Genomic DNA, 19458 nt, shown 5'->3' on the forward strand with positions numbered 1-19458 from the left:
AAAAGACGCGACAGTGCAACCCACAACCGCCGTCATTGCGAGCGCAGCGACTTGCCCGCCGAAGCTCCAGCCACGGCGGAAGCAATCCAGGCTGTCCCCGCGGAGGGATTCTGGATTGCTTCGCTGCGCTCGCAATGACGGGGTGGCGAGGCAGCCCCTCACCCCACCCTCTCCCCGTAAAGAACGGGCAGAGGGTGCGAGAGAGTGATGCGTCCCTTACTTCGGCAGACCGATCACGCCGCGTGTTGATGCGCGGCGATGATCTGGTCGGCGGCGCGCCCCGTGACTTCGGCCATGTGGTCGAACTGGCGGGTGAAGCTGCCGGCGCCTGCCGTGGCCGAGCGCAGTTCGACGATCAACTCGCCGATCTCGGCTTCCGGCATCATGGCGCGGACGCAGTCCCATCCGCTCCAGCCGTCGCGGGTGTCGAAGCCGAGGATCTGGCCGCGCCGTGCCGATAGGATCGCGTTGATCTTGGCGGTGGCGTCGGTCGGGCAGACGATCTCGACCACGTGGATCGGCTCCAGCAGCACCGACTGGCATTGCGGCAGGCCCTCGGTGAGCCCGACCCGCGCCGCCGTGCGGAAGGCGAGGTCGGAGGAATCGACGCTGTGATAGGAGCCGTCGGTCAGCGTCACCTGCAAATCGGTGACCGGGAAACCGAGCGGGCCGCGGGCGAGCCCGTCGACGACGCCCTCTTCCACCGCGCCGATGTAGTTGCGCGGCACCGCGCCGCCGACCACCTTCTCGGCGAACTTGAAGCCCTCGCCGCGCGGCAGCGGCCTGATGTCGAGCACGACGTCACCGAACTGGCCATGCCCGCCGGACTGTTTCTTGTGGCGGCCGCGCTGGACGATCGGCTTGCGGATGGTTTCCTGATAGCCGATCGCAGGAGGATGCGAGGCGACCTTGACGCCGAAACGATCGCGCAGCCGCTCGCTCGCGACGCGCAAGTGCATCTCGCCCTGACCCCACAGCACGGTGTCGTGGGTCTGGGCGTTCATCACGAAGACGAGCGAGGGATCCTCCTCGTGCAGCCGCATCAGCGCCTGGCCGAGCTTGACGTCGTCCTTGCGGTCGGTGGCCGCAACCGAGATCGCGAGCACCGGCGGAGTGGGCTCGCTGGCGGCAAGCGCTGCCGGCGGGGTCTTGCCGTTCGAAACCGTGTCGCCGGTCTTGATCGGGTCGAGCTTAGCGAGCGCCACCGTGTCGCCGGCTTCCGCCGCGGCACGCTTGGTGTCGTAGGCCCCGGTGACGGCGAGGATGCCGGAGATGCGGCTGACCCCGCCGGAGGAGGATTGCAGCGTAGCACCGTCGTCGAGATGGCCCGCGAGCATCCGCGTCAGCGAGAGCTTGCCGCCGTGCTGCGAATGCAGAGTCTTGAAGACGAAGCCGAGGACGTCTCTGGTCTCGGGAACGCCGAGACGCTTTGCGGTCTCCGCGATACCGGGCGCCTCGTGGCGCAGCGCTTTCATCAAACGCAGCACGCCGTTTTCGCGTGCGGCGGCGCCCAGCAGCACGGGGCAGATCAGCCCGTCGCGCAATTCGCGCGCGAGATCGTCGAACACGGCGTCGCGCGGCGGCTGGATGTCCTCGAGCAGCTGCTCCATCAGCGCATCGTCATGATCGGCGAGCTTCTCCAGCATCGAGAAGCGGGCCTCCTTCTCGCGATCGAGATCGCCGCCTTGGAGCGCGACGACTTCGGAGGCCTTGTGCTCGCGGTAAATGAACGCACGCTCCAGCGCGAGATCGACGAAGCCCTCGATCAGCTCGTCCTTCCAGATCGGGATCTGGCGCAGCACCAGCGGCACGCGCGAGGCGGGCTGGAGTATCTCGAGCGTCTCACGGATGCGCTTGTTGGCGCGGTCGATCTTGTTGAGGAACAGGAAACGCGGGATCTTCAGTTCTTCCAGCTCGCGCAGAATGATCTGAAGCTGCGGCAGCTTCTTCTCGTCGGCTTCGCAGACCACGATTGCGGCATCGACCGCGGGCAGCGCGGCGCGCATGTCGTGGGCAAATTCGACGGAACCGGGACAATCGAGGAAGGTGTAGCTGTCGCCCATGAAACTCGTGGTGACGGCAGTCAGCCCGACCGTCATCTTGTGATGACGGGCCTCTGGCGCGGCGTCGCCGACGGAGGTTCCGGCGTCGACGCTGCCGGCGCGTGGGATTGCGCCGGTTCGCGCCAGGATGGCTTCGAGAAGTGTGGTTTTACCGCTTTGGAAAGGGCCCACCAGCGCGATGCACCGTGGACCTCGGGGACTTCTGACGTCTTGTCCCATTCGCCGCCTCCTTGGTGTGGAGCTCGGCCCATGATTGGGTCGGCAAACGCCGATGCTCTGCCCGTCCCCGAGATTTGGCAAGCATCAAACGTCGCTGCGGTGCGTCGTTGCCGGAATCGCGTCGGAGCGACGCGATTCGCACACGGGAGTTGTCAACGGCCCGGGTGGAGTTCCAGGCTCTCGAGGCCGGCGGCGACGTTGAGGCCGACCTGGCCCTGCACGCTGAGTGGCTGGAGCGCGATCGAATTATTGGAGCCGCCGACCAGCACGTTGCCGCCGAGGCCGACGCCGACCGATGCGCTGCCCTGCGCACCGGCGTAGGTGCCGGCGAGGTCGCCCGGGCCGAGCCGGTTCACCGGCGCGAACACGCCCCAGGCGAGCGCCGTTTCCTGGGTGATGCCGAGGTCGAGGCCCACCTTGCGGATCGTCGCGACGTAACGGTCGTCCGGCAAACCATCGACGCGCAGCACGCAGCCGAGATTGGTTACCGATCCCACGATGAAGCCTACGCTGGCGCCGCCGCGGCATTCGAGCACGCCCACCTGCACCATCCGGGACTGCGCGCTGGCACCCGCAACGGAGGCAACGAAGCTCGCAACGGCAAGCCCGGCGAGGAGGAGTGAACGGCGCATGAATATCTCCGGCGATGAATGTGATGCGAGCAGAGAGAGCGCCCCACCCGTGATGCGCGATGGTCTATGCCACAATAGTTTTGCGTGTGCCAGATCGAACGCGTCTAAAAGCGAGTTCGCGGAGAGAGCCCCTCACCCCACCCTCTCCCCGTAAGAACGGGGCGAGGGAGTGCACGAGCAGTGTGTCCCTCACTTCATGGGCCCATCGAACTTCAACGGGACGCCGCGAGCGCCCTTAACCTCTCCCTGCTCTTTGCGGGGGGAGGTCGGATCGCTTTGGCGCGCAAGTGCGCGCCAAGCGATCCGGGTGAGGGGCAGGGCACAGCATCGGCCCAAGCAATAGTCCATCCAACTTCACTCATCGAAGCACCCATAAAAAAGGCCCGCGCGAAGCAGGCCTTTCCAATTTGCACTGTCGCGACAGCCTTACCGCAGATTGCCGCAGAAGCGCTGGATGCGCTTGCAGGCGTCTTCGAGGTCGGAGGTCTTGGTCGCGTAGGAGATACGGAACGCGGGGCCGAGGCCGAACGCCGAGCCCTGCACCACGGCGACACCTTCGGTCTCCAGCAGTTCGGTCACGAACGTCTCGTCATTGTCGATCACCTTGCCCGACGGCGCGGTCTTGCCGATGGTGCCGGCGCAGGACGGATAGACGTAGAAGGCGCCCTCGGGCCGCGGGCATTCGATGCCCTTGGCCTGGTTGAGCATGGAGACGACGAGGTCGCGACGCTCCTTGAACACCTTGTTGTTGGCCGGGATGAAGTCCTGCGGACCGTTCAGCGCCTCGACCGCGGCCCATTGCGCAATGGACGACGGGTTCGAGGTCGACTGCGACTGGATCGTCGACATCGCCTTGATCAGCTGCGCCGGACCGCCGGCATAGCCGATGCGCCAGCCGGTCATGCAATAGGCCTTCGACACGCCGTTCACGGTGAGCGTGCGATCGTAGAGTTTCGGCTCGACCTGCGCGACCGTGGTAAACTGGAAATCGTCATAGACGAGATGCTCGTACATGTCGTCGGTCATGACCCAGACGTGAGGATGCTTCACCAGCACGTCGGTGAGCGCCTTCAGCTCGGTCCTGGTGTAGGCAGCTCCCGTCGGATTCGACGGCGAGCACAGGATCACCCATTTGGTCTTCGGCGTGATCGCGCGCTCGAGCGCCTCGGCCTGGAGCTTGAAGCCGGTCGCGGCGGTGCAGACCACCGGCACCGGCTCGCCGCCGGCGAGCGCCACCATCTCGGGATAGCTGACCCAGTACGGTGCGGGGATGATCACCTCGTCGCCCGGATTGATGGTTGCCATCAGCGCGTTGTAAAGCACCTGCTTGCCGCCGGTGCCGACGATGATCTGGTTCGCCTTGTAGACGACGCCGTTCTCGCGCTGAAACTTGGCGATGATGGCTTCCTTCAACTCGGGAATGCCATCGACCGCGGTGTACTTGGTCTTGCCGGCTTCGATGGCGTGGATCGCGGCCAGCTTGATGTTCGCGGGCGTGTCGAAGTCGGGCTCGCCGGCACCTAAGCCGATGACGTTGCGGCCCGCCGCTTTCAGCGCACGTGCTTTATCCGTGACCGCGATGGTCGCGGACGGCTTCACACGGTCGAGCGCAGCGGCAAGGAAGGACATCGTCATCTCCTGACAAGCGTCGTGAACCCTTTGGCTTCACGACTCCGATTGTGGGAATGAGCCACCCTAAAACGAGTGCCGTTGCGCCGCAAGAAACTTCGGTCCGATCCCGCAAAAGTTTACGTGTCTGGCGCGCATCAAGGCGTGACTTTCCGCAATTTTCCGCAACTTTGCCGGGCAAATCCCACATATCCGACAAGGCGTTCCTCGGAGCAATTTTGCGCGCTTCAAGACGCCCATAAAGCTGACGGCAGTCCGGCGCTTGAGAGACCAGCGGCCGAGGCGATCACGACCTTCAACCCTCTCACACAAATGCGCCGAGCAATGCGGCCGCATTGACGCAAGCGTGAACTGAGTTGGATGGTCGCACGGAAATGATCTTCCGCCGCATTGCAATGCGGTAGGGTTTTCGAGTTTTTCTATTGGCCGGGTCTTGCGGCGGATTCGCATCGGCATCATTGTTTAGCCGCGTTGCGGGGCAACAAGCGCCGCGCCCTCCCGTCTTCCGGAATCATCCCTAGAATGTACAAGCTCTATTCGATGCAGCGCTCGGGCAACAGCTACAAGGTCCGCCTTGCGCTGGCGCTGCTGAACTTGCCTTACGAAGCGGTCGAGGTGGACATTCTGCGCGGCGAGAGCCGCACCCCGGACTTCCTGGCCAAGAACCCATCCGGTCAGGTGCCGCTGCTCGAGGTCGGCGACGATCGCTATCTCGCCGAGTCCAACGCCATTCTCTGGTATGTCGCCGTCGGCACGCCGCTCGCGCCGGAGAACCGCATCGATCGCGCCGACGCGCTGCAATGGATGTTCTTCGAGCAGCACGCGCTGGAGCCGAACATCGGCGCGGCCTATTTCTGGCTGTCGCTGGTGAGGGGCGGCCGCGACCTCCAGACTCATTCGCTGGAGGACTGGATGGAGCGCGGCTATGGCGCGCTCCAGGTGATGGAGAATCACCTCAAGACCAACGCCTATTTCGCCGCCCGCCAGCTCACGGTCGCCGACCTCGCGCTGTACGGCTATACCCACCTCGCCGACCGCTGCGACTTCGACCTCTCGACCTTCCCGGCGATCCGGGACTGGCTGAAGCGCGTGGAAGCCGCCCCCGGCTTCGTCGCAATGGACTGGCGGCCGGCCGACATCGAGGACCCCGCCAGCATCGCCGCCGGCGCCTGAGGGGCGATCGCGCTCTGGCGAATAGCGGGCATAAGGGTCACCATTGCCGCAATCTCGCCATTTTCACCCGATTGGCCGCCGCAATATTGCCGATTGCAACAGTGAAATTGTTCGATGTCGCGGGTGATTCGCTCGCGCGTTGAAGGATTTAGACCATGATTCGGGCGTCCGGCACGGCGGGCTTTCAAGGCCAACCCGCAACCGTTTCGTCTTCCCGGCTGACCAACGCGGTCGCGGCCTCGCTCGCCGTCGCCGCGCTCTCGCTGTGCCTGATCGTCACCCTGACGGTGCTGTCGACCAAGGCGACCATGGCGATGGGCCTGCCGGTCTGATTCCCGCTTCATCCTGGACACGCCTTCAAGGCGAAGCGTCGCCCGCGCCGACCGGCATCGCGACAGGATTTCGATGAAATCACCTGTGGTCATCGTTGCAATCACCCTGACCGCGGCCATCCTGGTCGCGGCGTCGCTGTTGATCTTCGTCGGCACGCGCAAGGGCCAGGGGACGTCGACGCTGAATGCGCCCGCGCTGCAACAACGTCTCAAGCACGCGCACTTGGTCTAAAATCATCCGAAAGCTTTGCGCATGAATCAAAGCGCACCTTAAGCACACCGCGCGAAACCGCATCGCACTGGCGCGATAATCAGTCAGTGTTGCCGCCTTACCGCGTTCAGGGAGGAGCGAGACAGGCCCATGCGGTTGGGATGGCGTGCGATCTCCGGTCCGGCGCTGACGGCAGCGACTTTGCTGCTGGCGATGTTTTTCGATCGCTTCGTCCCCACTCCCTCGCCCGCGCCGCTGCTCGTCTGCATCGTGGCGCTCGCCGGCGCGCTCTCGGGTCCCGCTTCCGCCGTCGCCAGCGCAGCCATCGCCGTCATCGGCGCGGCACTGCTGCTCCTCAGCCGACACGGCGTTGCAGGTCTTACCACCGCGGATATGATCCGGCTCGGCGTCCTGGCCGCGACGGCCGCGGGCACCGCAGCCATCACCGGCCTGATGCGCCAGCGGCTGCTCGGCACGTTTGCCGCCGAACGTCGGAGCCACGCCACCGCCGCGCGGCTGTCGGCCGCGCTCGACCAGGTCGATATCGGCATCGTGCTGCTCGATGCCGAGACGCGCGCCGAATTCATCAACCGCGCGTTCCGCGATTATTTTGCGGTGCCGGACGACATCGCCGACGATAAGCCGCCGTTCATCGCGCTGATGTATCATGGCCGCGACACCGGCGCGTTCGAATTGCCCGAGGACGAGCTCGGCACTTTCATCGCACAGCGCATGGAGATGGTGCGGATCGGCGATGCCACGCCGATCGACATCGCCTTGCGCAATGGCGCGGTGTTGCGCTTCGTCTGTGCTGCGCTGCCCGATGGCGGGCGCATGCTGAGCTACACGCCCGTGACCGACCTCGTGCGCCACACCGATGCGCCGTCTCGCGCCGACTACTACCGCTCACTGCGCGATCCCACAGGCCGCAAGCTGATCCGGTATCTGCGCGTCGCGGAGTGATGCGCGATTGATCAGCACGTCCCTCATCACGTATGAAGGACACCTCATCGATCGCGGGAATCCATATGTCGCTCACCATTCGCTCCGTCACGAGGCAGGACTACGAACAATGGCTGCCGTTGTGGGACGGCTACAACGCCTTCTACGGCCGCTCCGGTCCGACCGCGCTCTCGCCCGACATCACGCGCGCGACATGGCAGCGCTTTTTCGATGCCTATGAGCCGGTGCACGGATTGGTCGCCGAGAGCGACGGCCGCCTGCTCGGGATGACGAATTACCTGTTTCACCGCAGCACCACCGCGATCGAGCCGTCCTGCTATTTGCAGGACCTGTTCACGACCGAGGCCGCACGCGGCAAGGGTGTCGGCTCGGCGCTGATCCATGGCGTCTACGAGCGCGCAAAGCTCGTGGGATCGCCGCGCGTGTACTGGCAAACGCACGAGACCAACGTCACGGCGCAGCGCCTGTACGACAAGGTCGCCGAGCGTTCCGGGTTCATCGTCTATCGCAAGATCTTCTGATCCTCGCGATCGCGACGCCTGTGGATAACTCTGCCTGTCACCCGCGCGTAACATAGCGGGACTAGGCTGCAGCTGCGTCTGGTCAGCCCCCCGTCACCGATCAAGCGCCCCAAAGCGGTCCCCGTCAGTCGCCGCGTCTGACAGGGGCCGCATTTTTTTGTCGGCAGTCGTTGTCCGCAGTTCCTTGTCAGCATGGCAGCAACGCGGCGCGCGGCTTGCTGCGGCGGCGTACCGCAGTCACAATAAGCCCCTGCCCATCTCCGACAGGGATCTCCCATGGAAATTCGTAATCTCGGCGCCTCCGGCCTGCGCGTGTCTGCGGTCGGGCTCGGCTGCAACAATTTCGGCCAGCGCACGGATTTGGAGACCTCGCGCAAGGTGATCCATCGCGCGCTCGATCTCGGCATCACGCTGTTCGACACCGCCGACATCTATGCCGGCATGGGCGGTTCGGAAACGGTGCTCGGCACCGTGCTTGGCGACCGCCGCAAGGAGATCGTGCTCGCCACCAAATTTTCCAAGCCGATGGCGACCGACGGAACCAAGCAGGGCGCTTCGCGCCGCTACATCATGAACGCAGTCGAGGCGAGCCTGACGCGGCTCAAGACCGACTACATCGATCTCTATCAGCAGCACGATTACGACCCGCTGACGCCGATGGAGGAGACGCTGCGCGCGCTCGACGATCTCGTCCGTCAGGGCAAGGTGCGCTACATCGGCAATTCCAACTTTCCGGCCTGGCGCATGGCGGAGGCCGAATTCACCGCGCGCGCGATGAATGTCAGCCGCTTCGTCTCCTGCCAGGACGAATACAGCCTGCTGGTGCGCGACATCGAGAAGGACCTGCTGCCGGCCGCACAAGAGTACAAGCTCGGTCTCCTGCCGTTCTTCCCGCTCGCAAGCGGGCTCCTCACCGGCAAGTACCAGCGCGGCGCGGCCGCCCCGACCGATACGCGCTTCGGCAAGGTACCGGCGTTGCGTGACCGCTATGTCACGCCGCGCAATGAGGACATCGTCGAGAAGCTCACGGCATTCGCGAAAGCGCGCGGGCACAGCATGCTCGAGCTCGCCTTCTCCTGGCTCGCCGCGCGCCCGCAAGTGTCGAGCGTGATTGCCGGCGCCACCCGCGTCGAGCAGGTCGAGGAGAACGTGAAGGCGATTGCCTGGAAGCTCAGTCCGGAGGGGATGGCGGAGATCGACAAGATCACGCTGGGCTGATCGTTACGGCGTGGCGCGCTACTTGGCGCCGCGCCCCACCGTCTGCATCACCTCGAAGCCCTCGAACTGGGGATGGCCGAGATAGGTCGGCTTGGTATCGCCGGCCCGCGCATGCGCGGCACGAAAAGCATCCGATTTGGTCCAGGCCTCAAACGCCGCATGGTTCGCCCACACCGTGTGCGAGGCGTACAGCGTGTGGTCCTCGAGCTCGGGGCCGCGCAGCAGATGAAACTCGACGAAACCCGGCACCTTGTCCAAATGGGTATCGCGCGAAAGCCAGACCTGCTCGAAGGCGGCCTCGGAGCCCTTGGCGACGCGGAAGCGGTTCATGGCGATGTACATGCGAAGGGTCTCCTGATGTTCGGCTCATCATGTCGTCATTCCGAGACGCGCCGCAAGGCGCGGGCCCGGAATCGCAGTTTAAGCAACCAGCCCCTTCATCGGCCGTGCTCCCGCACTGTCCGGAAACACCGTCTCGGCCAGCACGCGATCGGACAGGCCGAACTGGCCCTGCAGCACGCCTTTGATCACGGAGCGCAGATCGGTGGTGGGCTTGAGATCGCGGGCCTCGAAGAGATTGGCGGGCTTGAGACCTGGCCAGTCGGCGACGACACGACCGCCCTTCACCGCGCCGCCGGCGAGCAGCGCGATCGTTCCCGTGCCGTGATCGGTGCCGTCGGTGCCGTTGATGCGCGCGGTGCGGCCGAATTCGGTCGCGACCACCACGACGGTGTCGCGCCAGCGTTCCCCTAAGCCGCTTTCGAATTCGGCGAGCGCGCCGTCGAGCCCGCCGAGCAGAAATGCGAGGCGACCGACCGGCCCGCCTTCATTGGCGTGCGTATCCCAGCCATCGAACGCGAGCGCCGCGATGCGCGGGCCGTCGTCCGACGCCATCAGTTTTGCGGCGCCACGCGCGACCTGGCGCATCTGCGCGACCGCATTGCCCGGCTTCGGCTTCATGTCGTCGCCGCTCGCGGCCTTTTCCAGCTGAAGGCCCTGCGACAGCACGGCCGCCAGCGCGGGATCGCGGTGACGATAGAGCTCGACCAGACGCATCGCGGTGTCGTCGTCTGCTTGCGGCAGCGCCACCGGCGCCCAGCCGACGGTCGGCGCATTGCCGCGCAGCACCAGCGGCGTGGTCGGGCCGACGGCAAGAGCACTCGACACCCGCTCGCCGCGCGGCAGCGCCTCCAGCGCGCGGTTGAGCCAGCCGGATTGCACGCGACCCGGGCCGGCATAGCCGCTTTCGAGCACGTCCTGGCCGTCGAAATGCGAACGGTCGCGATAGGGCGTCGCCACCGCGTGGATCACCGCGGCATGCTTGTCGCGATACATGCGTGCGAACTCAGGCATCGACGGATGCAGCGCGAAGAAAGCATCGAGCATGATGGCGGGATGGGCGCCGTCCGCCGTGAGCGCGATCGCCCCGTGCAGGCCGGCATAATCGGGATCGCCGACCGGCGCGACGGTCGAGAGACCATCGAGCGCGCCGCGCAGGATCACCACGATCAGCCTGGGATCGCGGCCGTCAGCCGCGCGTGCGAATTTCGGCAAGTACGCCCAGGCCGCGAACGAGGCGCCGCCGAGCAGGAGGCCGCGGCGCGAGGTGAGGAGCCGGTTCTCGACGCAGTCGATCATCATCATCTCCTCTGCATTTCCGGCGACATCAACAGCAGCGCCAGTGCCTGCTGCCGCGACTCCGCCCGTTCGATGGTGCGCCGCGTTTCGATCGAGGCCGCATCTGCGGCGGCAAATTCCAACAAATCGAGCGGATCGATGTTGGGCCCGAGCCGCGCGCCCATTTGCGCGGCGATGTCGAGGCGGAGCTTGATGCCTTCCGGCGCAGCCCACGCGGCGCTGGTGTCGGCGAAACCATTCGGGCCGGCCGGCGACCACAGCGGCTGGCCCAGCAGATTGAGGTTGTTGAGGTAGGCGCCGGGATCCTCCGGCACGCGCGCGAGCAACCGGCCGCTCGCGACCAGGAAATCATAGGGGCTGCGCATCTTCGTCAGCGGAGCCTTCCACGCCTCGTCGGAATCAACCAGTGCCGTTGCGAGCGCCTTGAGATCCCCGTCGGTCTTGATGAAGACATCACGCAATCGCGCCACCAGCGCCGGCGGCGCATCGTCGGCGACGAAGTGGCGGACGAATTTGGTGGCGATGAAGTTCGCGGTCGAGGGATGGCGTGCGATGTCCGCGAGTGCGGCTTCGCCTTGCGCAAGGCCGGTTGGCTCGTAGGTCTTGCCGAGCAGCATTTGCGGCCCGGGCTGGTGCGCATTGACGTTGAACACGAACGAACCGGGCGCTCCCAGCTGTCCCTGCCGGCCGGCAAAGGTCCAGCCGGTGATGATGCGCGCGAGCGAGGTGACGTCGTCCTGCGTGTAGCCGCCGCCGACGCCGAGCGTATGCAGCTCCATGATCTCGCGCGCGAGATTTTCGTTGAGCCCGCGCTTGCGGTTCTGGCCCGCGCGCGAGTCCGGTCCGAGCGATTGCTGGTTGTCGAGGAAGAACAGCATCGCCGGATGCTGCTCCACCGCTTTCAGCATGTCGGCGAAACGCCCGAGCACATGCGGCCTGATCGCCTCGCGCTCGAACGCGCCGGCCCATATTCGCGCCAGCTCGCCCTTGCTGGCGGAGATGCAGAAATGGTTGGACCAGAACACGACCAGACGTTCCGTGAAGCCGCACTCGACCAGGGTCGCGCGCTGCAACCGCGCCAACGCCTCGGCGCGAAAGGTCTTCTGGATCACGTTGAGCGGCTGCGGGGCGGGTTTTGCGGTAGCCGGCGCGGCCGCGTTGGGCTGCATGGTGTCCGGCTTCGCCATATCGTCCGCCGGCTTATTATCGGTCGGTTTGTTGTCAGTAGGCTTGGCCTCGGCCATCTGGCCGGCGATCTCGGTTGCCGCAGCGTTCAGCGAGAGGTTGCGGCGCAGTCCGGGTTTCTGATCTGCCGGCGCTTGCGGCGGCGCTTCGGTCGGCGCGCCGGCTTTGGCGGCGGCCTCGCGCGCCTGCTTGACCTGATCCTGATAGGCAAACACCGCCTGCCCGAGCTGCGGCGTGGATTGCAGGCCCGGCGCCTCCAGCAGCACAGCGATAGGACGAGCCAGTTCCGCCTTCACAAAACCGCGAGGATCGGAGGCGGCGTTGATGAGATCGCCGGATGCGCCACCGCGAGCGCCGAAGCCGAAACGGTTGAGCGCGACGAGCGCGGCTTGGGAATCGCGGGCCATCGATGTGTCCTTCGCGCGTTGCCAACCGCTTTCCTGATACGTGCGCGAGGCGTAATATACCGCAGGGGGAGATGAACCCGACATGAAAATGACAGCACGGCTTTTGCGCAAATCATGACAAATCCGCAAGACATTCCAGTGCAGGAACCGCGCCGCCTCGCCTGCTCCCGCTGCGGCGCCGAATTCGGCTGCGACCTGTCGGGCACCTGTTGGTGCGCGGAAGAAACGGCGCGGCTGCCGATGCCGGTCAAGGGCGAGGATTGTTTGTGCCGGGCGTGCTTGCGCGAGGCGGCGGAGGCAACGTAATCCTCCGCGTCGTCCTGGCGAAAGCCAGGACCCATTACCCCACGGAGTTGTTTGGCGAAGACTCGTCGTTCGGAACGTCTACCGAACGCCATCGACAGATTCCGCGGTATGGGTCCTGGCTTTCGCCAGGACGACGCTGAGGAGAGACAGCTCGCGACAACTACACCGCGTGCCCCGGCGATCTCCGAGCCATTCCATCAAACCCATCCAGCAGCTTTTCGCGCCAGGCGTAGACCGGGTCGTCCGCTTCCAGCAGCTTGAACGGGCTGGTCACGCGCGCCCACTGAAAACCACCCAACACGATGTAGTCGGCATAGTTCGGTGCGGCGCCGCCGATGAAGGGCTGCTTCTTCAGGGCCTGCCGCATCGGCTCGAGCGATTTGCGGAAGGCGACCACGCCGGCATCGCGGCCCGACATCACCTCTTCCAGACTCTTGCCGAAACGCGCCTCGCGCGACTGGCGGAAATAGGCGGCGTCCACCGCGTCCAGATTCTTCGGAATGTCGGCGATGATCAATGGAAAGATGCCGCCGACGATGGCGATGTCGCCCCAGGCATTGAGCATGCGCGCCATGGCGCGGCCGCCCTCGCCGCCGAACAGCGACGGACGGTCCGGAAAATGATCCTCGAGATAATTCGCGATCGCCCAGGAATCGACCACCGGCTGGTCGTGATGCAGCAGCACGGGAACCTTCTCCGAGCCGTGCGGCGCGATCGCGCTCTTCTCGGTGAAGCGCCAGGGCAGCGTTTCCGCCGAAAGGCCCTTGTGCGCCAGCGCCATCCGCGTGCGCCAGCAGAACGGGCTGAACGGTCGCGAGGGATCGGTGCCGACAAGTTCGAACAGTTTGAACGACATGAAAGGGGTCTCCCGGTATTCCGTCATTGCGAGCGAAGCGAAGCAATCCAGGACTGCCGCCGCGGAAACATTCTGGATTGCTTCGCTTGCGCTCGCAATGACGGATGTAGAGAGAGCTAGCGCCCGTTCGTGCGCAGCAGCCTCTCGCCGTCCTCCGTCACCGCGATGACCAGCCCCATTCCGGGCAGCGTCTCGCGCGCGACATAGCCGCGGTCGGCGGCGTCTTCCCAGATGGTGAGGCGCGGACACGAGGTCTTCCAGGTCGCGATCACCTCGGCATAGGCGCGCGGCTCGCGCGCAACCCATTCGACGAAGTCCAGCACCAGCGGGTCGGCAGTCTCGCTCATTGCAAACCTCCCTTGTCGAAGGCGGCCAGCACGGGCGTGCGGACCAGCAGCCAACCGCCATAGGCGATGTAGTAGCAGGCGATGGTGGTGATCAGCTTCATCGACCAAGCCACGAATTGCTGGTCGGTCATGGCTTCGAGGATGCGCCGCGCCAGCGTGGTACCGAGCATGGATGCCGCGATCGCGACCCCGGCGAGCACGGGGTCGAGCGTCGCCGCCTGGTCGATGATGCTGCCGAAATAAATCAGCTTGGTGAAATGGCTGACGAGCTGGCACATCGCCTTGGTCGCCACCTTCTCGCGCCGGCCGAAATCGCCGCCGAGGAAGAAGGTGTCGAGCAGCGGCCCCGACACGCCGGTCATCAGCATGAGGCCCATGCAGATCGTGCCGTAGACGGTGCCCTGCCAGAGACGGTCCGGATCCGGCTTGATGTTCGACGGCAGCAGCCGCGCCATGAACGGGGTGATTCCGAGCAGCAGCAGCGCGACCGGCTTGTCCGGCACGTAGCGCGTGAGCGACCACGCCGCAAGCGCGACGGCGGCGCCGACCATATAGTTCGCGACCGGCCGCCAGCGGATATGCGCGCGCCAGAGAAAGGCGCGCCAGCCGTTCGAGGCCATCTGCGTGATCGCATGCAACACCATCGCTGTCGGCAGCGGCATCAGAGCCAGCAGCACGCCGATCAGGATCAGCCCTCCCGCCATCCCGAACAGCCCCGACAGGAACGCGGTGCCGACCATCAGCAATCCAAGGGCAGCGATCATGATGGGCGTCACGCAAAAATCTCCGATTGGCCTTCTCCCCGCTCGCGGCGCGAAGCGAAGGGAAACGTGCCCCGCTTGCCCCGTCTACGCAAACTGAGTTATCTTGGCCTGGCATCAGCTTTCCTGAGGGTTGGTCATTTGCGGCGCTTGCTGTTTCTCAACGGCATCAAGGCATTCGAAGCCGCGGCGCGGGCCGGCAGCTTTGCCGCGGCCGGCCTTGAGCTGAGCGTATCGGCGGCGGCGGTCAGCCGCATGGTGCACATCCTGGAAGAACGGCTCGGCGTCGCGCTGTTCGAGCGCAAGGCCAACAAGCTGCTTCTCACGCAGGCGGGCCGCGCCTACCAGAGCGGGCTGACGCCGATCTTCGACGCGCTCGCAAGCCTCACCGCCCAGGTGACGGCGCCCTCGAGCGTCCGCGTGCTCACCATCGGCATCGGCCACACCTTTGCGATGCGCTGGCTGATCCCGCGCCTGTCGGAGTTTCGCAACGAGGAGCCCGACATCGAGGTGCGCTTCACCACCGGCGGCGCGTCGGTGCCGTTCGGCGAGGACTGGAGCTGCGGCATCCAGCTCGGGACCGGCGACTGGCCGGGGCTGGTCGCCGAGCCGCTGTTCGCCGGCGACCTCACACCGGTCTGCGTGCCCCGCCTCGCGTCCTCGCTGAAGCGCCCGGCCGATCTCAGGGGACCGAGCCTGATCCGCGTCGCGCATTCGCCCGAGGACTGGCCGATCTGGCTCAAGGCCGCGAACCTCGCGCGCATCAACGCGCGGGGTCCGGAGTTCCAGTTCTACGGCCAGGCGCTTCAGGCTGCCGCCGACGGGCTCGGCATCGCCATGGGCATCCGGCCCTATATCGATGACGATCTCGCCGCCGGCCGGCTGGTCGCGCCATTCGATCTCTCGGTGCCCAAGGGCATGCGCTGGTATTTGCTCTATCGCAGCTTCCAGACCGAGCAGCGCGACTTTGCCGCGTTCCGCCGCTGGATCATGCGCGCGGCGTCGGAACCGGCCGCCCGTCCCATCCGGCGGACCGGCCGCACCAGCCCGCGGAACTGATCATCCACACGAACAGGTTTGCTGAAGCCGCGCGCCCGGAATGCGGTGCACCTCTCCGCTTGCTTGCGGGGGAGGTCGGCGCGAAACGCCGGGTGAGGGTTCCCTCCACGTTGGGGAATCTCTCTGTGGAAACACCCCCGCCCCAACCCTCGCCCGCAAGCGGGAGAGGGAGCGCACCGGGTTTGCGGAACCGAATTCATTGGTCCGCAGACAAAAAAGCCCGCCGCTTGTGAACGGCTTCACATTCTGAAATCCGCAAACGTGGTCCCCTGACCCTCCAACAAGGCGCTCGAACAAAACATTTTGGGGACTGCAATGACGACCCTCTACGACGGCTTTGACATCGAATCCTTCGAAGCTGGCCAGGGGCTGTGGCACGCCCGTATCAGGCGTGCCGATTTCAGCCCGGTTGCCATCGACGGCGTGCTGTTTCCGGCCATGGAAGTCGGCTTCGCCTGGCCCGATCCCGATGCCGCGATTGCCCATGCCAAGCATCACATCGATCGCTTCCGCCGGCGGGCCGACGACAGCGACGACGAATAAGCGAACGGGACTGCAGGCGACCAAGGAACGGCGCAGGGTCAAAGGGGGCAATCGATCATGTCAGTCATCGAATTCGAAGACACGCCGCGGCCGAGGATTTACACCCGCAATGTGTTGTCCAGCTGCCCGGAATGCGACGGCGATCTCGCCGTGCTCCGCGTGATCGGCGGCCGTGCCGGAAGCGAGTATTGGGCCATGCGCTGCACCGATTGCGGCGGCATCCATCTCGACATCCTCGAGCCGCATCAGGCAGCCGGGGACGATGAGGGACCGTCGCCGGCGGCCTAATCGCGAGATCCGGGATCTCAAGGCCTGCCGTGATCCCAAGGCCTGCTGCCAACCTGCTGTCAGCAGTCTGATCCGGGAAGGGCATTCGCCCTTTATTGCGAGGCGGACTCGCCCCATATTCGGAGCATGGCGAAGAAACCTGCATCCCCCGAAAAATCCGGCAAATCCCCCAAGGCCAAGGCTCCGAACGCGAAGGCGCCAAACTCCAAGGCGTCACGCCCGGACGTGCAGCCGATCGGGCCGGCGCTGGCCGAGTTGCTCAATCCCGCGATCAATCGCGGCGATGCCGGGCTCGGATCGGGCACCGGCCTGCAGCCGCCGCCGGACAATTCGCGCGACCGCCGCTCCGGGGGCGAGGCTGCCGCGCATCGCGCGCGCGCTTCGACGCCGAAGGAGTTTCCGCAGGACACCGCAACGGGCAGCGCGACTCGCGGCTTACCCCTCTCCCCGACCCTCCCCCACAAGGGGGGAGGGAGCAGAGAGGCCGAAGGTCTTGGCGAGGCGCCGCAGGCCAATTACGGAACCGCGGCCACGATCCCGACGCTCGATCCTGAACTGGCGCGTCAACTCGGCCTTCCCACCGAAGAGGACGATGCCGAAGCCCTGGCGCGCCCGCCGCGCAGCAAGATGGAGGCGCTCGGCGTCAAGGCGACCGCCGACGCGCTGGAATCGCTGATCCGCGAGGGCCGGCCGGAGTTCCGCAAGGACGACGGCTCCACCAGGGTGTGGACCCCGCATCGGCCGCCGCGCCCGGAAAAGTCCGAAGGCGGCGTGCGCTTCGAGATCAAGTCGCATTACGAGCCGCGCGGCGACCAGCCGACCGCGATCGCCGAGCTGGTCGAGGGCATCAATCGCAACGACCGCTCGCAGGTGCTGCTCGGCGTCACCGGCTCCGGCAAGACCTACACCATGGCCAAGGTGATCGAGGCGACACAGCGCCCCGCCATCATCCTGGCGCCGAACAAGACGCTCGCCGCCCAGCTCTATGGCGAGTTCAAGAGCTTCTTCCCCGACAACGCAGTCGAGTATTTCGTCAGCTATTACGACTACTACCAGCCGGAAGCGTATGTCCCTCGCACCGACACCTACATAGAAAAGGACTCCTCGATCAACGAGCAGATCGACCGCATGCGCCACTCGGCGACGCGCGCGCTGCTCGAACGCGACGACGTCATCATCGTTGCCTCGGTGTCGTGCATCTACGGTATCGGCTCAGTCGAAACCTACACCGCGATGACCTTTGCCCTGAAGAAGGGCGAGCGGATCGACCAGCGCCAGCTGATCGCCGACCTCGTCGCCCTGCAATACAAGCGCACCCAGGCCGATTTTACCCGCGGCACATTTCGCGTGCGCGGCGACGTCATCGACATCTTCCCGGCGCACTATGAAGACCGCGCCTGGCGGGTGAACCTGTTCGGCGACACCGTCGAGACCATCGAGGAGTTCGACCCGCTCACCGGGCATAAGCAGGACGAGCTCGAATTCATCAAGATCTACGCCAACTCGCACTATGTGACGCCGCGCCCGACGCTGGTGCAGGCGATCAAGTCGATCAAATCCGAATTGAAGATGCGGCTCGACCAGCTCCACGACCAGGGTCGCCTGCTGGAAGCGCAGCGGCTGGAGCAGCGCACCACGTTCGACCTCGAGATGATGGAGGCGACCGGAAGCTGCGCCGGCATCGAGAACTATTCGCGCTATCTCACCGGGCGCCTGCCCGGCGAGCCGCCGCCGACGCTGTTCGAATACGTGCCCGACAACGCGCTGGTGTTCGCCGACGAGAGCCACGTCACCGTGCCCCAGATCGGCGGCATGTTCCGCGGCGACTTCCGCCGCAAGGCGACGCTCGCCGAATATGGTTTCCGGCTGCCCTCCTGCATGGACAACCGCCCGCTGCGCTTCGAGGAATGGGACATGATGCGGCCGCAGACGATCGCGGTCTCGGCCACGCCCAGCGCCTGGGAGATCAACGAGAGCGGCGGCGTGTTCGTCGAGCAGGTGATCCGCCCCACCGGTCTGATTGATCCTCCCGTCAACATCCGCCCGGCCCGCACCCAGGTCGACGACCTCGTCGGCGAGGTCCGCGCCACCGCGCAGGCCGGCTATCGCTCGCTGATCACGGTGCTGACCAAGCGCATGGCGGAGGACCTCACCGAATATCTGCATGAGCAGGGCATTCGCGTCCGCTACATGCACAGCGATATCGACACCATCGAGCGCATCGAGATCATCCGCGATCTGCGCCTCGGCGCGTTCGACGCGCTGGTCGGCATCAATTTGCTGCGCGAAGGCCTCGACATTCCCGAATGCGCGCTGGTTGCGATCCTCGACGCCGACAAGGAAGGTTTTTTGCGCAGCGAGACCTCGCTGATCCAGACCATCGGCCGCGCCGCGCGCAACGTCGACGGCAAGGTGATCCTCTATGCCGACCAGATGACGGGCTCGATGGAGCGCGCCATCGCCGAAACCGACCGCCGCCGCGAGAAGCAGGTCGAGTACAACACGGCGCATGGCATCACGCCGGAGAGCATCAAGAAGTCGATCGGCGACATCATGAACAGCGTCTACGAGCGCGATCATGTGCTGGTCGAGATCGGCGGCCATGACATGACCGACGACGTCATCTCGATCGGCCACAATTTCGAGGCCGTGCTCGGCGATCTCGAAACAAGGATGCGCGAGGCCGCCGCCGATCTGAACTTCGAGGAAGCCGCCCGGCTGCGCGACGAGGTCAAGCGCCTGCGCGCTACCGAGCTCGCAGTGGTCGACGACCCCACCGTCAAGCAGCGCACGGTGCAGGGCAAAGCCGGCGCCTATGCGGGAGCGAAGAAATACGGCGACGCCGCCAATTTGCCGGTCAGCGCGATGAAGAAGAAGACCGTGAGCTCCGCGCTGAAGGCGAGCGGCGGCAGCGGCTCGAAGGTGCACAAGCCGCATCTCGACGAGATGCACGGCCCGGAATCGTTGCCCTATCGCGGGGACCGCGCGCTGCCGTCAAAACCGTTCGGCGGCGAAAGCCGCATCATCCAGCCGACGGATTCGCGGCAGTCAGGCCCGGAGTTTGGGCCATCGCCGCGGTCGAGCGGAGGGGCGCCGGGGCACAGGGG

Annotated in this window: 20 protein-coding genes; 11 read left to right on the forward strand and 9 right to left on the reverse strand. The window is 65.6% G+C overall.

Annotated features, from left to right (window positions below):
• Positions 1–233 precede the first annotated feature (233 nt).
• The 3 genes from AC0L30_RS37595 to AC0L30_RS37605 form a co-directional block, all read right to left on the reverse strand.
• Positions 234–2282 (reverse strand): elongation factor G, encoded by a 2049-nt coding sequence (locus tag AC0L30_RS37595; protein WP_007596743.1) that lies wholly within the window; start codon positions 2280–2282, stop codon positions 234–236.
• Positions 2283–2434: 152 nt separating this feature from the next.
• The gene (locus AC0L30_RS37600) at positions 2435–2914 is read right to left on the reverse strand and encodes a DUF992 domain-containing protein (RefSeq protein ID WP_354169286.1); all 480 of its coding nucleotides are present in this window, start codon (positions 2912–2914) and stop codon (positions 2435–2437) included.
• Positions 2915–3340: 426 nt separating this feature from the next.
• Positions 3341–4543: a pyridoxal phosphate-dependent aminotransferase gene (locus AC0L30_RS37605; protein WP_007596745.1), complete on the reverse strand. Its 1203-nt coding sequence runs from the start codon at positions 4541–4543 to the stop codon at positions 3341–3343.
• 522 nt (positions 4544–5065) lie between these two features.
• On the opposite strand from AC0L30_RS37605, the gene AC0L30_RS37610 reads away from it, so the two are divergent.
• The 6 genes from AC0L30_RS37610 to AC0L30_RS37635 all read left to right on the forward strand — a co-directional run bounded on the left by AC0L30_RS37610 (position 5066) and on the right by AC0L30_RS37635 (position 8961).
• On the forward strand, positions 5066–5716 hold the full coding sequence (locus AC0L30_RS37610) for a glutathione S-transferase family protein (protein WP_473406392.1): 651 nt from the start codon (positions 5066–5068) through the stop codon (positions 5714–5716).
• A 155-nt stretch (positions 5717–5871) separates the two neighbouring features.
• Positions 5872–6048 (forward strand): hypothetical protein, encoded by a 177-nt coding sequence (locus AC0L30_RS37615; RefSeq protein ID WP_007596747.1) that lies wholly within the window; start codon positions 5872–5874, stop codon positions 6046–6048.
• A gap of 73 nt (positions 6049–6121) precedes the next feature.
• On the forward strand, positions 6122–6280 hold the full coding sequence (locus AC0L30_RS37620; RefSeq protein WP_007596748.1) for a hypothetical protein: 159 nt from the start codon (positions 6122–6124) through the stop codon (positions 6278–6280).
• A gap of 129 nt (positions 6281–6409) precedes the next feature.
• On the forward strand, positions 6410–7222 hold the full coding sequence (locus tag AC0L30_RS37625; protein WP_354169283.1) for a PAS-domain containing protein: 813 nt from the start codon (positions 6410–6412) through the stop codon (positions 7220–7222).
• Between the two features lie 65 nt (positions 7223–7287).
• The gene (locus AC0L30_RS37630; RefSeq protein WP_007596758.1) at positions 7288–7743 is read left to right on the forward strand and encodes a GNAT family N-acetyltransferase; all 456 of its coding nucleotides are present in this window, start codon (positions 7288–7290) and stop codon (positions 7741–7743) included.
• 276 nt (positions 7744–8019) lie between these two features.
• Positions 8020–8961 carry an aldo/keto reductase gene (locus AC0L30_RS37635; RefSeq protein ID WP_473406393.1) on the forward strand — a complete coding sequence of 314 codons (942 nt, stop codon included), beginning with the start codon at positions 8020–8022 and terminating at the stop codon, positions 8959–8961.
• A gap of 18 nt (positions 8962–8979) precedes the next feature.
• On the opposite strand, the gene hmuQ is transcribed toward AC0L30_RS37635, so the two are convergent.
• The 3 genes from hmuQ to AC0L30_RS37650 all read right to left on the reverse strand — a co-directional run bounded on the left by hmuQ (position 8980) and on the right by AC0L30_RS37650 (position 12191).
• Positions 8980–9303: a heme-degrading protein HmuQ gene (gene hmuQ, locus AC0L30_RS37640; RefSeq protein WP_007596764.1), complete on the reverse strand. Its 324-nt coding sequence runs from the start codon at positions 9301–9303 to the stop codon at positions 8980–8982.
• 78 nt (positions 9304–9381) lie between these two features.
• Positions 9382–10599, reverse strand: a complete 1218-nt coding sequence (locus AC0L30_RS37645) for a DUF1501 domain-containing protein (protein ID WP_219683664.1) — start codon at positions 10597–10599, stop codon at positions 9382–9384.
• A 2-nt stretch (positions 10600–10601) separates the two neighbouring features.
• Positions 10602–12191 carry a DUF1800 domain-containing protein gene (locus AC0L30_RS37650; protein WP_473406394.1) on the reverse strand — a complete coding sequence of 530 codons (1590 nt, stop codon included), beginning with the start codon at positions 12189–12191 and terminating at the stop codon, positions 10602–10604.
• 114 nt (positions 12192–12305) lie between these two features.
• Between AC0L30_RS37650 and AC0L30_RS37655 the strand changes: the two genes are divergently transcribed.
• Positions 12306–12497 carry a cysteine-rich CWC family protein gene (locus AC0L30_RS37655; RefSeq protein ID WP_007596767.1) on the forward strand — a complete coding sequence of 64 codons (192 nt, stop codon included), beginning with the start codon at positions 12306–12308 and terminating at the stop codon, positions 12495–12497.
• A 160-nt stretch (positions 12498–12657) separates the two neighbouring features.
• Here the strand turns inward: AC0L30_RS37655 and AC0L30_RS37660 are convergent, their stop codons facing one another.
• The 3 genes from AC0L30_RS37660 to AC0L30_RS37670 all read right to left on the reverse strand — a co-directional run bounded on the left by AC0L30_RS37660 (position 12658) and on the right by AC0L30_RS37670 (position 14476).
• Entirely contained in the window at positions 12658–13353 is a 696-nt protein-coding gene (locus AC0L30_RS37660) for a glutathione S-transferase family protein (RefSeq protein ID WP_473406395.1), read from the reverse strand.
• Positions 13354–13469: 116 nt separating this feature from the next.
• On the reverse strand, positions 13470–13700 hold the full coding sequence (locus tag AC0L30_RS37665; protein WP_018453537.1) for a hypothetical protein: 231 nt from the start codon (positions 13698–13700) through the stop codon (positions 13470–13472).
• On the reverse strand, positions 13697–14476 hold the full coding sequence (locus tag AC0L30_RS37670; protein WP_007596772.1) for a sulfite exporter TauE/SafE family protein: 780 nt from the start codon (positions 14474–14476) through the stop codon (positions 13697–13699). The genes AC0L30_RS37665 and AC0L30_RS37670 overlap by 4 nt, the downstream gene beginning before the upstream one ends.
• A 126-nt stretch (positions 14477–14602) precedes the next feature.
• Here AC0L30_RS37670 and AC0L30_RS37675 point away from each other — a divergent pair, with 126 nt between their 5' ends.
• From AC0L30_RS37675 to uvrB, 4 genes are all read left to right on the forward strand, one after another.
• Complete coding sequence (locus tag AC0L30_RS37675; protein ID WP_354128950.1) at positions 14603–15520, forward strand: LysR substrate-binding domain-containing protein; 918 nt, start codon at positions 14603–14605, stop codon at positions 15518–15520.
• Positions 15521–15835: 315 nt separating this feature from the next.
• On the forward strand, positions 15836–16063 hold the full coding sequence (locus AC0L30_RS37680) for a hypothetical protein (RefSeq protein ID WP_007596778.1): 228 nt from the start codon (positions 15836–15838) through the stop codon (positions 16061–16063).
• A gap of 57 nt (positions 16064–16120) precedes the next feature.
• Entirely contained in the window at positions 16121–16351 is a 231-nt protein-coding gene (locus tag AC0L30_RS37685; RefSeq protein ID WP_007596779.1) for a hypothetical protein, read from the forward strand.
• 126 nt (positions 16352–16477) lie between these two features.
• The coding region (uvrB, locus tag AC0L30_RS37690) for an excinuclease ABC subunit UvrB (RefSeq protein WP_473406396.1) at positions 16478–19458 on the forward strand (2981 nt) is incomplete at its 3' end.

The organism is Bradyrhizobium sp. MI1.11, from assembly GCF_055811255.1.

Coding starts and splice junctions, on each gene's coding strand:
- AC0L30_RS37595 (WP_007596743.1), bottom strand. CDS start 2,282: ATGGGACAAGACGTCAGAAGTCCCCGAGGTCCACGGTGCATCGCGCTG.
- AC0L30_RS37600 (WP_354169286.1), bottom strand. CDS start 2,914: ATGCGCCGTTCACTCCTCCTCGCCGGGCTTGCCGTTGCGAGCTTCGTT.
- AC0L30_RS37605 (WP_007596745.1), bottom strand. CDS start 4,543: ATGTCCTTCCTTGCCGCTGCGCTCGACCGTGTGAAGCCGTCCGCGACC.
- AC0L30_RS37610 (WP_473406392.1), top strand. CDS start 5,066: ATGTACAAGCTCTATTCGATGCAGCGCTCGGGCAACAGCTACAAGGTC.
- AC0L30_RS37615 (WP_007596747.1), top strand. CDS start 5,872: ATGATTCGGGCGTCCGGCACGGCGGGCTTTCAAGGCCAACCCGCAACC.
- AC0L30_RS37620 (WP_007596748.1), top strand. CDS start 6,122: ATGAAATCACCTGTGGTCATCGTTGCAATCACCCTGACCGCGGCCATC.
- AC0L30_RS37625 (WP_354169283.1), top strand. CDS start 6,410: ATGCGGTTGGGATGGCGTGCGATCTCCGGTCCGGCGCTGACGGCAGCG.
- AC0L30_RS37630 (WP_007596758.1), top strand. CDS start 7,288: ATGTCGCTCACCATTCGCTCCGTCACGAGGCAGGACTACGAACAATGG.
- AC0L30_RS37635 (WP_473406393.1), top strand. CDS start 8,020: ATGGAAATTCGTAATCTCGGCGCCTCCGGCCTGCGCGTGTCTGCGGTC.
- hmuQ (WP_007596764.1), bottom strand. CDS start 9,303: ATGTACATCGCCATGAACCGCTTCCGCGTCGCCAAGGGCTCCGAGGCC.
- AC0L30_RS37645 (WP_219683664.1), bottom strand. CDS start 10,599: ATGATCGACTGCGTCGAGAACCGGCTCCTCACCTCGCGCCGCGGCCTC.
- AC0L30_RS37650 (WP_473406394.1), bottom strand. CDS start 12,191: ATGGCCCGCGATTCCCAAGCCGCGCTCGTCGCGCTCAACCGTTTCGGC.
- AC0L30_RS37655 (WP_007596767.1), top strand. CDS start 12,306: ATGACAAATCCGCAAGACATTCCAGTGCAGGAACCGCGCCGCCTCGCC.
- AC0L30_RS37660 (WP_473406395.1), bottom strand. CDS start 13,353: ATGTCGTTCAAACTGTTCGAACTTGTCGGCACCGATCCCTCGCGACCG.
- AC0L30_RS37665 (WP_018453537.1), bottom strand. CDS start 13,700: ATGAGCGAGACTGCCGACCCGCTGGTGCTGGACTTCGTCGAATGGGTT.
- AC0L30_RS37680 (WP_007596778.1), top strand. CDS start 15,836: ATGACGACCCTCTACGACGGCTTTGACATCGAATCCTTCGAAGCTGGC.
- AC0L30_RS37685 (WP_007596779.1), top strand. CDS start 16,121: ATGTCAGTCATCGAATTCGAAGACACGCCGCGGCCGAGGATTTACACC.